The organism is Streptomyces sp. NPDC051822, assembly GCF_044452745.1.
Classification (GTDB): domain Bacteria; phylum Actinomycetota; class Actinomycetes; order Streptomycetales; family Streptomycetaceae; genus Streptomyces.
In genome coordinates this window covers 150,654-163,479 of sequence record NZ_JBITBZ010000005.1, presented here as the reverse complement: position 1 = coordinate 163,479, position 12,826 = coordinate 150,654, and the positions used below count along the sequence as shown (strand labels likewise).

General features: G+C 70.7%; 12 protein-coding genes. 3 read left to right on the top strand and 9 right to left on the bottom strand.

The annotated features are described in order from the left end of the window. The first annotated feature begins 30 nt into the window (after window positions 1-30). The gene (lpdA, locus tag ACIA8N_RS18160) at window positions 31-1,434 is read left to right on the top strand and encodes a dihydrolipoyl dehydrogenase (RefSeq protein WP_365776577.1); all 1,404 of its coding nucleotides are present in this window, start codon (window positions 31-33) and stop codon (window positions 1,432-1,434) included. A gap of 88 nt (window positions 1,435-1,522) precedes the next feature. Further along, window positions 1,523-2,128, top strand: a complete 606-nt coding sequence (locus ACIA8N_RS18155; protein ID WP_399416650.1) for a rhomboid-like protein — start codon at window positions 1,523-1,525, stop codon at window positions 2,126-2,128. A 153-nt stretch (window positions 2,129-2,281) separates the two neighbouring features. On the opposite strand, the gene ACIA8N_RS18150 is transcribed toward ACIA8N_RS18155, so the two are convergent. The 9 genes from ACIA8N_RS18150 to ACIA8N_RS18110 all read right to left on the bottom strand — a co-directional run bounded on the left by ACIA8N_RS18150 (window position 2,282) and on the right by ACIA8N_RS18110 (window position 12,097). Further along, a complete protein-coding gene (locus tag ACIA8N_RS18150) occupies window positions 2,282-3,088 on the bottom strand; it encodes an HAD family hydrolase (RefSeq protein WP_365776573.1) in 807 nt (268 codons plus the stop codon). Further along, window positions 3,085-4,374 carry a serine--tRNA ligase gene (gene serS, locus ACIA8N_RS18145; protein ID WP_030204835.1) on the bottom strand — a complete coding sequence of 430 codons (1,290 nt, stop codon included), beginning with the start codon at window positions 4,372-4,374 and terminating at the stop codon, window positions 3,085-3,087. Before serS ends, ACIA8N_RS18150 begins: the two co-directional genes overlap by 4 nt. Window positions 4,375-4,860: 486 nt before the next feature. Beyond that, window positions 4,861-5,796, bottom strand: coding sequence for a prephenate dehydratase (gene pheA / locus ACIA8N_RS18140; RefSeq protein ID WP_365776571.1), 936 nt, complete (start codon window positions 5,794-5,796; stop codon window positions 4,861-4,863). A 48-nt stretch (window positions 5,797-5,844) separates the two neighbouring features. Continuing rightward, a complete protein-coding gene (efeB, locus tag ACIA8N_RS18135) occupies window positions 5,845-7,116 on the bottom strand; it encodes an iron uptake transporter deferrochelatase/peroxidase subunit (protein ID WP_365776569.1) in 1,272 nt (423 codons plus the stop codon). 3 nt (window positions 7,117-7,119) lie between these two features. Then, a complete protein-coding gene (locus tag ACIA8N_RS18130; protein WP_365776567.1) occupies window positions 7,120-9,057 on the bottom strand; it encodes a copper resistance protein CopC in 1,938 nt (645 codons plus the stop codon). Window positions 9,058-9,110: 53 nt separating this feature from the next. After that, window positions 9,111-9,569 (bottom strand): copper chaperone PCu(A)C, encoded by a 459-nt coding sequence (locus tag ACIA8N_RS18125; RefSeq protein ID WP_365776565.1) that lies wholly within the window; start codon window positions 9,567-9,569, stop codon window positions 9,111-9,113. Beyond that, window positions 9,566-10,288, bottom strand: coding sequence for an SCO family protein (locus ACIA8N_RS18120; protein WP_365776563.1), 723 nt, complete (start codon window positions 10,286-10,288; stop codon window positions 9,566-9,568). Before ACIA8N_RS18120 ends, ACIA8N_RS18125 begins: the two co-directional genes overlap by 4 nt. Window positions 10,289-10,324: 36 nt before the next feature. Next, entirely contained in the window at window positions 10,325-11,128 is an 804-nt protein-coding gene (locus ACIA8N_RS18115; RefSeq protein WP_365776561.1) for a YcnI family protein, read from the bottom strand. A gap of 171 nt (window positions 11,129-11,299) precedes the next feature. Further along, window positions 11,300-12,097, bottom strand: coding sequence for a hypothetical protein (locus ACIA8N_RS18110; RefSeq protein ID WP_365776559.1), 798 nt, complete (start codon window positions 12,095-12,097; stop codon window positions 11,300-11,302). A 225-nt stretch (window positions 12,098-12,322) separates the two neighbouring features. Here ACIA8N_RS18110 and ACIA8N_RS18105 point away from each other — a divergent pair, with 225 nt between their 5' ends. Then, window positions 12,323-12,775 carry an ATP-binding protein gene (locus ACIA8N_RS18105; protein WP_030549697.1) on the top strand — a complete coding sequence of 151 codons (453 nt, stop codon included), beginning with the start codon at window positions 12,323-12,325 and terminating at the stop codon, window positions 12,773-12,775. Window positions 12,776-12,826 lie beyond the last annotated feature (51 nt).

Here is a 12,826-nt window from a genome sequence, read left to right as displayed (position 1 = left end):
GAACACCCTCATCACCCTCGGGAGTCAGTCATGTCAGACCGCTTCGACGTCGTCGTACTCGGAGCTGGCCCCGGCGGCTACGTCGCCGCCATCCGCGCCGCCCAGCTGGGCAAGCGGGTCGCGGTCGTCGAGGAGAAGTACTGGGGCGGTGTCTGCCTGAACGTCGGCTGCATCCCCACCAAGGCGCTGCTGCGCAACGCCGAACTCGCCCACATCTTCAACCACGAGGCGAAGACCTTCGGCATCAAGGTCGACGGCACCGTCACCTTCGACTACGGCGACGCCTACCGCCGCAGCCGCTCGGTCGCGGACGGCCGCGTCAAGGGCGTCCACTTCCTGATGAAGAAGAACGGGATCACCGAGTTCACCGGCCGGGGCACGTTCCTCGACGCGAACACCCTCCAGGTGGCCAAGGCCGACGGCACCTCGGAGACGATCAGCTTCGACAACTGCATCATCGCCACCGGCGCCACCCCGCGACTGCTGCCGGGCACCGCCCGCAGCGAGCGCGTCGTGTCGTACGAGGAGCAGATCCTCGCCGAGGACGCCCCGAAGTCGATCGTCATCGCAGGCGCCGGCGCCATCGGCATCGAGTTCGCGTACGTCCTCAACAACTACGGCACCAAGGTCACGATCGTCGAGTTCCTCGACCGGATCGCCCCGCTGGAGGACGAGGAGGTCTCCAAGGAGCTGGCGAAGCAGTACCGCAAGCTCGGGATCGACGTCCTGACCTCCACCCGCGTCGAGACCATCGACGAGTCCGGGCCGCAGGTCCGCGTCACCGTCACCGGCAAGGACGGCGCCCAGAAGGTGCTGGAGGCCGACAAGGTCCTCCAGGCCATCGGCTTCGCGCCGAACGTCACCGGCTACGGCCTCGAGGCGACCGGCGTCGCCCTGACCGAGCGTGGCGCGATCGACGTCGACGGACGCTGCCGCACCTCCGTGCCGCACATCTACGCCATCGGTGACGTCACGGCGAAGCTGATGCTCGCGCACACCGCCGAGGCCATGGGCGTCATCGCCGCCGAGACCATCGGGGACGCCGAGACCATGGAGCTCGACTACCCGATGATCCCGCGCGCCACCTACTGCCAGCCGCAGATCGCCAGCTTCGGCTGGACCGAGGCGCAGGCCCGCGAGAAGGGCTTCGACGTCAAGGTCGCCAAGTTCCCCTTCGTGGCGAACGGCAAGGCGCACGGTCTCGGTGACGCCACCGGCTTCGTCAAGATCATCGCGGACGGGACGCACGGCGAGATCATCGGCGCCCACCTGATCGGCCCCGACGTCACCGAGCTGCTGCCCGAGCTGACCCTGGCCCAGCAGTGGGACCTCACCGTCCACGAGGTCGCGCGGAACGTCCACGCGCACCCGACGCTGGGCGAGGCCGTGAAGGAAGCGATCCACGGCATCGCCGGACACATGATCAATTTCTGAGGTTCTCCCGGCTTCAGGTGATAGGCACGGTCCCGTGCCTCCTGAGACCTCCCCGGGTGGCGAACCGTCCCGACCGATCAGGTCGTGGGTGCGTTCGTCACCCGGTACTCATCTCTGGCTGGCGATCATCGCGATCACCAGTCTCGTCATCGCGCTGTCCCCCGACGGCCTCGACACCTATCTCCTCCACCGCAACAGCAGCAATCTCCACCAGCTGTCGCACCACCCGCTGCGTGCCCTGCTCGGCAGCGCGTTCTGGATCGAGAACCCGGCCGACCTCCTGCTGTACGCGGCGCTCTTCGAGCTGATCCACGCCCCGGTCGAACGCTGGCTCGGCACCCCGACCTGGCTCTTCACCGTCGCCACCGCGCACATCGCGGCGACCCTCATCAGCCAGCAGGTCGTCCTCCTGGCCATCCGCGAGCACGACGTGCCGCGCAGCATGGCGCACGTCGTCGACATCGGGGTCAGCTACGGCCTCGCCGCCTCGGCGGGCATCCTCACCTACCGGCTGGCCCGCCCCTGGCGCCTGATCTACCTCGTGGGCGTGGTGGCCTTCTTCGTCGTACCGCTCCTCTGTGACCGCACGTACACCGACCTCGGGCACGCGATCTCCCTGGCGACCGGTCTCACCTGCTATCCGCTGACCCGCGGAAAACCAGTCGCTCACGAACGGCGGCGCGGCGCACACTAGTTGTACGGGGGAAACGGGGGATCTCCCGTCAGCGGCCGCTTCGAGCGCGCAGGACGTACGTCCGCGCGAGGCCGTGCACGGCGAAGGCCCGCTCCGGAGGGAGCGGGCCTTCGTACGCTTGCCAGGAGGCGGATTCAGGAGCAGAAGGCCGGTTCAGGCGGCCAGCAGGCGCTCCAGGACGAGCGCGATGCCGTCGTCCTCGTTCGAGGCGGTCACCTCGTCCGCGACCGCCCTCAGCTCCTCGTGCGCGTTGCCCATGGCCACGCCGTGGGCCGCCCAGCCGAACATCGGGATGTCGTTCGGCATGTCGCCGAAGGCGATCGTCTCCGCGGCCTTCACACCCAGCCGGCGCGCCGCGAGCGACAGACCGGTCGCCTTGCTCAGCCCGAGCGGAAGGATCTCCACGATGCCGGGGCCGGCCATCACGACGTCCACGAGACCGCCGACCGTCTGGCGGGCGGCCAGCGTCAGCTCGTCGTCCGTCAGCGTCGGGTGCTGGAGGTAGAGCTTGGTCAGCGGCGCCGCCCACAGCTCCGCCGGGTCCTCGTACGGCACGTAGGGCAGGGGCCCTTCATGGGCCTGGTAGCCGGGACCCATCAGGACCTCGCCGTCCAGGCCGTCGCGGCTCGCGGCCAGCGCCAGCGGGCCGACCTCCGCCTCGATCTTGGAGAGCGCGAGCCCCGCGAGCTGCCGGTCAAGCGTCAGCGAGGTGAGCAGCCGGTGCTCCCCCGCGTGGTAGACCTGCGCACCCTGCCCGCACACCGCGATCCCCTCGTAGCCGAGGTCGTCCAGGATGTGCCGGGTCCAGGGCACCGCCCGGCCGGTGACGACGATGTGCGCGGCACCCGCCGCCGTCACGGCGGCGAGCGCGTCACGCGTACGGCCCGAGATGGACTCGTCGGACCGCAGCAGCGTGCCGTCGAGGTCCGTCGCGACGAGGCGATAGGGGAAGGAGCTCACTTGGCGATCGGCTCCAGGACCTCACGGCCGCCGAGGTAGGGCCGCAGCATCTCCGGCACCCGCACCGAGCCGTCGGCCAGCTGGTGGTTCTCCAGGATGGCCACGATCGTGCGCGGTACGGCGCAGAGCGTGCCGTTCAGGGTGGCCAGCGGCTGCACGGTCTTCTTGCCGCCCTGCTCGTCGCGCATCCGGACGGAGAGGCGGCGGGCCTGGAAGCTGTTGCAGTTCGAGGCCGAGGTCAGCTCGCGGTACTTGCCCTGGGTCGGGATCCACGCCTCGCAGTCGAACTTGCGGGAGGCGGAGGCGCCGAGGTCACCGGTGGCGACGTCGATGACCTGGAACGGCAGCTCCAGACCGGTCAGCCACTGCTTCTCCCATTCCAGGAGCCGCTTGTGCTCGGCCTCGGCGTCGTCCGGCGCGACGTACGAGAACATCTCGACCTTGTCGAACTGGTGGACGCGGAAGATGCCCCGGGTGTCCTTGCCGTACGTGCCGGCCTCGCGGCGGAAGCACGGCGAGAAGCCCGCGTACCGCAGCGGCAGCTTGTCGGCGTCGATGATCTCGTCCATGTGGTACGCCGCGAGGGGCACCTCGGACGTGCCGACGAGGTAGTAGTCGTCCTTCTCCAGGTGGTACACGTTCTCCGCGGCCTGGCCGAGGAAGCCGGTGCCCTCCATGGCGCGGGGACGGACCAGCGCCGGGGTCAGCATGGGGATGAAGCCGGCCTCGGTGGCCTGGGCGATCGCCGCGTTGACCAGGGCGAGCTCCAGGAGCGCGCCGACGCCGGTCAGGTAGTAGAAGCGCGAGCCGGAGACCTTGGCGCCCCGCTCCACGTCGATGGCGCCGAGCGCCTCGCCGAGTTCCAGGTGGTCCTTGGGCTCGAAGCCCTCGGCCGCGAAGTCGCGGATGGTGCCGTGCGTCTCCAGGACGACGAAGTCCTCCTCGCCGCCGACGGGCACGTCCGTGTGGACGATGTTGCCGAGCTGGAGAAGGAGCTGCTTGGCCGTCTCGTCGGCCTCGTTCTGCTCGGCCTCGGCGGCCTTGACGTCGGTCTTGAGCTGCTCGGCCTTCTGGAGAAGCTCGGCGCGCTCCTCGGGGGTGGCCCTGGGGATCAGCTTGCCGAGCGCCTTCTGCTCGGATCGGAGCTCGTCGAAGCGGACGCCGGACGACCTGCGCCGTTCATCGGCGGAGAGCAGGGCGTCGACGAGCGCGACGTCCTCTCCACGGGCGCGCTGGGAGGCGCGAACACGGTCGGGGTCCTCACGGAGCAGGCGAAGGTCAATCACCCCACCAGGCTACCGGTGCGCGTTCGCCCGCCCCCACCGGATAACGTCACGCGTGTTGTTTTGCCCGAATTGGCACCCGGTGAATTGGTGTGATCCAGGCCCGCGCATTCAGTTATCCACAGGCTGTGCGGAAGATCTGTGGACTACGGGGAAGATCGCGTGGATTACCCGCTCCGCGCCTGGGAATTCCGTGATCAAACGTCATTGAGGCACTCATTTGGGTGGGAATTGCTCGCTCCAAAGAGTTGGTCGAGCGGAGTGAGCTGACGGTGAAGCCCCTAGACGCTGTGGACAGGCGCGATGCGGCAGGGGAGTGGCTAGGGCGATTTGTCGACCTTGTCGGGGCGGGCTGTCGACTTGTCCCCAGGCTGCGGGGAGCCCCTGTGGATAACTGCTGTGGGTAACTGAAAAAAATGCAGGTAGGACTATCGGTCCGCACCTGTGGACGAACGCTCCCGGCGAAGGGAGCGTTCCGTCACCATCGGGTCAGGCCCGACCGTCCTGGGCCCTCGCCAGCCAGTCGGAGGCCGCCATGAACTCCCCGTCCGAGGTGCCGCGCCGCAGCGCCCGTACGTCCCCGACCGCCACGCCCGCCCTCGGATACGAGCCGAGGAAGCGCACCTGGGGGCAGATCCGCTTGAGCCCCATCAGCGCCTCGCCCACCCGCCGGTCCGAGATATGGCCCTCGGCGTCCACGGCGAAGCAGTAGTTCCCGATCCCCGCCCCCGTGGGCCGGGACTGGATCAGCATCAGGTTCACCCCGCGCACCGCGAATTCCTGGAGCAGTTCGAGGAGGGCACCCGGATGATCGTCACCCAGCCACAGCACCACCGAGGTCTTGTCCGCGCCGGTCGGAGCCGCCGGCCTTGCGGGCCGTCCCACCAGCACGAACCGTGTCTCGGCGTTCTCCGCGTCGTGGATCTCGGTGACCAATGCTTCGAGGCCGTACGTGGCCGCCGCGAACTCCCCCGCGAAGGCGGCGTCGAAGCGGCCCTCCTGGACCAGCCGGGCGCCGTCCGCGTTGGACGCGGCCGACTCCCACAGGGCCTCGGGCAGGTTCGCCCGCATCCAGTTGCGGACCTGCGGCTGGGCCACCGGGTGACCCGTCACCGTCTTGATGTCCGACAGCTTGGTCCCCGGCCGCACGAGCAGCGCGAAGGCGATCGGCAGCAGCACCTCACGGTAGATCATCAGCGGCTCGCCGGAGGCCAGCTCGTCCAGGGTCGCGGTCACCCCGCCCTCGACCGAGTTCTCGATCGGTACGAGCGCGGCGGCGGCCTCCCCGTTCCGTACGGCGTCGAGTGCGGCCGGGACCGAGACCATGGGGACGAGTTCCCTCGTCGCGGCCTCAGGCAGCGTACGCAGCGCGGCCTCGGTGAAGGTGCCCTCGGGGCCGAGATACGTGTACCGGGTGGCGGACATACCGTCACCCTAATGGGCGCCGGGGTCGCGGGCCGCCCCTCCGAGGGGTCACGACTCCAGAAGCCGCTGCCCCACGTACTCGCCCTCGGCGGGGCCGCCCGGGACGGCGAAGAGGCCACTCGACTCGTGACGGATGAACGCGGACAGCGCGTCGCCCCGGTCGAGCTTGCGCTGCACGGGGACGAAGCCCCTGAGCGGATCCGCCTGCCAGCAGACGAAGAGAAGGCCGGCGTCCGGCGTCCCGTCGGGGCCGATGCCGTCATGGAAGGAGAACGGCCTGCGCAGCATCGCCGCCCCGCCGTTCTGTTCGGGGGCGGAGATCCGGGAGTGCGCGTTGTCCGGGATGACCAGCTCCCCGTCGGGACCGAACTTGTTCAGGTCCAACTCGGTGGTCTCCGTGCCGCCGGTGAGCGGAGCCCCGTCGGACTTCCGGCGCCCGATCACCTTCTCCTGCCGGTCGAGCGGCAGCTTCTCCCAGTCGTCCAGCAGCATCCGGATCCGGCGCACCACCGCGTACGAGCCGCCGGCCATCCACTCTTCCGCGCCGGTGGCACCGGCCGGTACGAAGATCCGCCGGTCGAAGTCGGGATCGGTCACCTTCGGGTTGCCGGTGCCGTCGACCTGGCCCATGAGGTTGCGGGCGGTCATGGGCTTCGCGGTGGCGCCGGCCGAGCGGTTGAAGCCGTTCATCTGCCAGCGCACCCGGGCGGCGTCGCCCGCGTCCTTCTGCAGCGCGCGCAGCGCGTGGAAGGCGACGAGGGCGTCGTCGGCACCGATCTGCACCCACAGGTCGCCGTCCGAGCGCCGGGGATCCAGGGCATCGGCGGAGAACGCGGGCAGCGGGTCGAGCTTGGTCGGGCGGCGCGCCGTGAGGCCGGTGCGGTCGAAGAACGTACGGCCGAACCCGAACGTGACCGTGAGGGACGAGGGACCCGCGTCGAGCGCGATACCGGTGTCGCCGGTCGGAGCCTTGCCCGACATCGCGGCCTTCGCCGTCGCCGACCAGCGGCGCAGCAGAGCGACGGCCTCCTTGCGGCCGGCGCCCGGCGTGAGGTCGAAGGCGATCAGATGGCCGCGCGACTGGAGGGGTTCGGTGATGCCGGCCTGATGTTTCCCGTGAAACATCACCTCGGTCGCACCGACCGTGGTCAGTGCCGGGGCGCCGCCCGCGCCGGTCCCGGCGGCGGTGTCCTCCCCCGACACGGCCGAGGCGACTCCGACGCCACCGGCCGCGCCGATGACGAGCCCGGCCGCGCCCGCGGCGCCGACGGTGCCGAGCAGGCGGCGTCGGGAGATCTCAAGGTTGTCGTTCTCGGTCACGGGTCAGCCGATCTTCACGTTCTTGTCGATGGTGGTCTGGTCGATCTCGGAGGTACGGACGGTCACCTGGATCCGCCACTCGCCCGACATCGGGATCTGGACGCCGCCGGCGGTCCAGTGGCCGGTCTGGATCCGGTCGGGGACCACGGGGAGCGGGCCGACGTTCTTCGCCTCCAGGGTGAAGGCGACCTTGATCTCGGGAACGTCCAGGGGCTTGCCGTTGGGGCGCTCGACGAAGAGGTGGAGCGCGTTGGCGCCGGTGCGGCCGGGGTCGAGGCTGAGCCGGACGACGCCCTTGCCGTCGACGCCGCCGGTGTCGAAGGGCATCCGGATGTCGACGGGCCGGTCGGGTACGGCGGCGGGACCGGAGGCGGCGGTGCCCTGCGCGGCTTCCTCCTCGGTGCGGCCGGGCTCGGTCGAGGTGAGGACGGTGGTCACGGCGAGGAGCACGACGGCGACGGCCGCCTCGGTCAGCACGGAGCGGCGCAGACCGGCCCGCTCGGGGTCGGCGTCCCGCTCCCGCTTGCGGCGCGCGGTGGCGACGGCGGCGCGCTGCCGGGCGAGTTGAGCGGCCCGTCGGGGGTCGACGGCTTCGGCCCCCGAGGCCGCCTCGTCGTCAGCGTCGTCAGCCTCCTGTGCCTCCTGTGCCTCCTGGGCCTCCTCGGCTTCTTCGGACGCTTCGGACGCTTCGGACGGCGTCGGGTCGGCGAGGCGCTGGATCCAGCGGCGCGAGATCCACGCGAGGCCGAGGAGGACGCACATCAGGCCGATCTTGACGAGCAGCAGTTGCCCGTAGCGCGTACCGGTCAGCGCCGACCAGGAACCGACCTGGCGCCAGGACTGGTAGAGCCCGGTGGCCGCGAGGACGGCCACCGCGCCGAAGGCCACCTTGGAGAAGCGCTCGACCGCCGAGCGTTCGACGGACGGCGCCCGGTAGAGGGACACGAGCAGCACCGTGAGACCGCCGAGCCAGGCGGCGACGGCGAGGAGGTGCAGGATGTCGACCGGCATGGCGATGCCCGGCTGGAGACCGGTCGAGGCGTGCTCGGCCAGCGCCCAGGTCCCGGCGATACCGGCCGCGACGACGCTGCCGCCGATGGCGAGTCCGAAAGTGAGGTCCTTCTTCTCCTTCGGGTCGGTGCGCCGGGCGTAGGCGCCGAAGAGGACGGCCACGAAGAGCGCGGCCGCGCCGAGCAGCAGCAGCCGGGAGGTGAGCGCGGCTCCGGTCTTGGTCTCCAGGACGGCCTTCAGGCCGGCCAGGTCGAAGGCGTCGGAGAGCTCGCCGGAGCCGGTGTACGGGTTGCGGAGCAGCAGCATGGCGAGGGTGGCGCCGGTGAGGGTCAGCCAGCCCCGGACGACCGTCTGCTGGACGGGCCGGACGCTCGCCCCGCGCGGCCAGCAGGCCAGGACGAAGGCGCCGCCGCCGACGAGGACGGCGAACCCGGCGTACGAGAGGTAGCGCGAGATGCCGTAGAGCGCGCCGACCAGGCCGCCGCCCGCCGTCCGGTCGGGCAGCGCGACGGAGGTCGTGGAGGGGGCGCCGATGGAGAAGGTGAAGGCGCCGGAGATGGGGTGGCTGTCGGCAGAGACGGTCTGCCAGGCGACGGTGTACGTGCCGTCGGGCAGACCGGCGCGGAGCCCCACCCCGTACCGGACGACGGAGCCGCTGCACAGGTCGCGTATCTCGCCGGTGTCGGCCCGGCGGCCCGCCGGGTCGAGGACCCGGATGGAGTCGGCGCTCATGGCGACCTGTTCGGAGAAGGTGAGGTTGACCTCCTTGGGCGCGGTGGCGACCACCGCCCCGTCCTTCGGATCGCTTCCGGTCAGCGCCGCGTGCGCGGACGCGGGGGCGGCACCGGCGAGCAGCGTGCCGAGCAGCGCGGCCGCGAGGATCAGCAGCCGGGCCACGGCGGTACCGAGGCGCGGGGCGGTGGTTGTCATCTCTGGGTCACTCCGTCAGTTCTGTCTGCATTCCGTCAACGCAGTCAGTGCGCTCAGTGCTGCCGCGGGTTGTGGTTGGCGGCTTCGACGGGAAGGTCGACCTTGATGGGGTCGGACTTCTCGAAGTGGAGCTCGATGCTGACCTTCTCGCCCTGCTTCGGCTTCTCCTTCAGCTCCATGAACATGATGTGGTTGCCGCCCCGTTCGAGGGAGAGCGCACCGTTGGCAGGGATGTCGAAGGACTCCACCTCCTGCATCTTCTGGTTCTTCGTCTCGTGGATCGTGACGTCGTCCGAGATCGGGCTGCTGACCGAGGTGAGCTTGTCCGCCGTGCCGCTGCTGTTGGTGATGGTGAGGAAGCCACCGGCCATGTCCATCACCGGCTGGGGCATGAACGCGCCGCTGACCTTGAGCTCGGGCTTGTCGCCACCCGACGAGGACGAACACCCGGTCAGCGCGAGAGCGGCGGCGAGCGCCACGGTGGCGGACAGGGCGGTGGTGCGGCGGTTCACGGGTTCTCCCCCTTGATGAGCTTCGGCAGGTCCTTGGCGTAGTCGTCGACGGTCGCGTCCTCGCCGTACAGGACGTAGCCCTGGTCGGTCGTGGGCGAGAAGGCGATCACCTGTGCTCCGTGCATGGAGATGACGGAGCCGCCCTTCCCCTTCTTCGGCGGGTCGATGCCGATGCCGATCTGCCGGGCCCCGGCCTGGATGGCGGAGAAGTCGCCGGTGAGACCGGTGAAGGAGGGGTCACCGGCGGCGGGCAGCCACTTGGCGAGCTCGGCGGAGGTGTCCCGCTCGGGGTCGGTGGTGACGAAGACGACCTGGAGCTTGTCCTGGTCGGCCTTGGGGAGCTGCTTCTTGGCGATGGCGATGTTGCTCATCGTCATGGGGCAGACGTCGGGGCAGTGGGTGTAGCCGAAGTAGATGAGCGTCGGCTTGCCCTTGGTCCGCTCGCGCAGGTCGTACTTCTCGCCCTTGGTGTCGGTGAGGACGAGCGCGGGCTTGGTGAAGGGCCGGTCGAGGACGGTGGCGGCCTTGGTGGGGTCGGTGCCCCCTGAGACCTCCGCGACCGCGCTGGAGCCGGTGCCGGAGGGCTTGTCGTCGTCGCTGCCGAGGCTGACGGCGGCGGTGATACCGAGGGCGGCGATGATCGCGACCGCGGCGACGATCAGCGGGGTGCGCCGCCCGGGACGGGCCGTGTCCGCCCCGGGCGTCTTCTCTGCAGACATGGTGCTTCTTTCGGGTTTCTCGGGTGGGTGCGGCCGTCAGAACGCGCGGCGACGACCGGCCAGGACGCCGAAGGCGACGCCGGCGACACCGACGAGGATGCCGATGACGCCGAGGATCCGGGCCGTGGTGTCGGAGGAGTCGGCGGCGGTCTCCTTGTGCGAGGCCGTCTTGTCCTCGTGACCGGCCTTCTCGTCCGCGGAGGCGGACGCGGACGCGGTCGGGGCGGCCGAGGCGGCCGCGTCCGGAGCGGCGGCGCCGCCGTGGTGGTCGGCGGAGGCGGCGGAGAGCTTCAGGACGGGGGCGGGGTTCTGCGGCTCCTCCGCACCCTCCTTCTGCTCCTCGATCCAGCGCACGACCTCCTTGTTGTCGTACGTCTGGATCGCCTTCAGGACCAGCTGGTCGGTGTCCTCGGGCAGCTGGCCGAGGGAGAGCGGGAACTGCTGGAACTGGCCGGGGCCGATCTTCGAACCGTCGGCGGTCCAGGTGACCTTGGAGACGGCCTCGTTGATCGTCTTGCCGTGCAGCTCCAGCGGCTTGCTGAGCTTGCTCCTCGTCACCTCGGCCTTCCAGCCGGGAACGGGCTGGGGCATGACGGAGGCGAGCGGGTGGTCGAGCGGGAAGTTGACCTCGACCTTCACGGTGGAGGCGTTGTCGCGTTCGTTCGGGACCTTGATGTTGACGGTCGCGTAGCCGCCCTTGGCGGCCTCACCCTGCGGCTGCACGCTCACGTGCGCGAAGGCCGTGCCGGACAGCAGCACGACGGAGGAGAGGGCGATGCCACCGGCGAGGGCGACACGGGAAGCCGAGGCACGGGAAGCGGAGACACGGAATACGGTCATGGCAGAAGACACTCCAGCTCGGAGAAGGACGGTGGGTTCCGGCACGCCGACGGAGGGAGAACTCCGAGACGTGCGGACGTGCGGACGAGCGCGGCCCCTGTTCCCGTCGAGCGGACCGCGCGCGATGGCTGCGGCGGACTCGGGCGGGCGCGGAGGACTGCGTCAGCCTGGTCAGGCTGCGAGGACGCAGTCGGCGGCGGGCGGGCCGCGCCTGATCACCGTGTTCTTGAGAGCTTCGGCCACCGGCGGAGATGACGCGTCGGAGGCCGTGAGGACCGTTCGCACCGGCCCCGTGTGCTGCGCCGTCGACAGCCCGCCGAGCAGCGCCCGTACGAGACGGAACGCGGCCCGCAGGGAGCGGACGAGGGTGCACTCGGCGAACTCCGTGGCGCCCTGCCCGGAGAGTTCGACGAGGCGGCTCAGAGCGCGGTCGCCGCGCCGCAGCAGCCAGCCCGTGGCGAGCGCGGCGAGCAGGTGGCCGAGGAGCATGGGCAGCCCGGGCAGCAGCTCACCGGCGGGCGCGGTCGCCGAGGCGGCCGTGTGTCCCGCGTGGGCCTGGGCGGCGGCCGTCCCCGCGGCGGCCGGGTCGAGACCGGCGTCGCGGACGATCCGGGCGGCGTCGGCCGAGCTGAGGGAACCGGTCCCGGCTCCGCACACCAGCCGGGCCGCCATCCGGACGAGGGCGTCGTCGGCCTGGGCGCTCAGGGCGAGTGACCGTTGGCCCAGGCCGAAGAGGACATGCAGGCCGAGCTGTCCACCGGCGAGGGCGCCGACGACGAAGCCGAGGGAGCGGTCCCGTCCGGTGAGGAGGAGGGTGATGCCGAAGACGCCGAGGAACCCGGCGAGCAGGGTCCACAGGGCGATGCCCGCGCAGGCGGCGATGGCGTGCCCGAGCGCGGCCAGCACGACGCAGACCGCGGTGAACACCGCGGCCCTCAGCAGCCGTGGAGCGAGCGCGGGGGCAGTCATGGCGGGCCCATCATCGCACCAGGGACCCCACCGGCATGAGGCAGGTCCATAAGGTCGCTCTTGGCCGCCTTCGGGCCGACATGCACCGGCGTTCGGCCCGACATACACCTCCCCCGGACCCGGTGCATCCGCCGAACGAGCGCTCTTGTCGCCTCCGGGCGCTTACGAAGCGTTCTGTCCGGCAATAGGTATCGGTATGTCGAGCCGCTGCCGGGAGGCTGGAGTATGAGCATCTGGTGGTCACTCCATCTGCGGCGCGAGGCCGCGAGCGTGCCGCTCGCCCGGCGGCTGCTGCTGGGCACGATGGAGACGGCGGGCGTCGACCCGGACGTGTCCTACGACCTGTCGGTCGCGCTGACCGAGGCCTGTGCGAACGCCGTCGAGCACGGCGGCGGCGGGCGCGGCCGGCCCCAGGGCGCGCCGACGGGGGCGTACCGGGTGACGGCGTACCTGGACGGTGAGACCTGCCGGATCGAGGTGGCGGATTCGGGGCCGGGCTTTCCCGGCGCCGAGGTGCCGACGGCTTCGGCGGACGCCGAGAACGGCCGGGGGCTGCGGCTGATCGAGGAGCTGGCGGACCACGTGCACTTCGGCAACCGCTCGGGCCGGGGCGGCGCCGTGGTCAGCTTCGACAAGATCCTGAAGTGGAAGGACACCCCTTCCCTGCTCATGGCGTGAGCCCGGCGGGTGGCGAAGGGGAAAGCGAAAGCGAAGGAAGAGGAAGCGAAG

Bases quoted from the DNA above. Each gene is read 5' to 3' on its own strand.
- ACIA8N_RS18120 (WP_365776563.1), bottom strand. From the start codon at position 10,288: ATGTCTGCAGAGAAGACGCCCGGGGCGGACACGGCCCGTCCCGGGCGG.
- lpdA (WP_365776577.1), top strand. From the start codon at position 31: ATGTCAGACCGCTTCGACGTCGTCGTACTCGGAGCTGGCCCCGGCGGC.
- ACIA8N_RS18115 (WP_365776561.1), bottom strand. From the start codon at position 11,128: ATGACCGTATTCCGTGTCTCCGCTTCCCGTGCCTCGGCTTCCCGTGTC.
- pheA (WP_365776571.1), bottom strand. From the start codon at position 5,796: ATGTCCGCCACCCGGTACACGTATCTCGGCCCCGAGGGCACCTTCACC.
- ACIA8N_RS18105 (WP_030549697.1), top strand. From the start codon at position 12,323: ATGAGCATCTGGTGGTCACTCCATCTGCGGCGCGAGGCCGCGAGCGTG.
- ACIA8N_RS18110 (WP_365776559.1), bottom strand. From the start codon at position 12,097: ATGACTGCCCCCGCGCTCGCTCCACGGCTGCTGAGGGCCGCGGTGTTC.
- ACIA8N_RS18130 (WP_365776567.1), bottom strand. From the start codon at position 9,057: ATGACAACCACCGCCCCGCGCCTCGGTACCGCCGTGGCCCGGCTGCTG.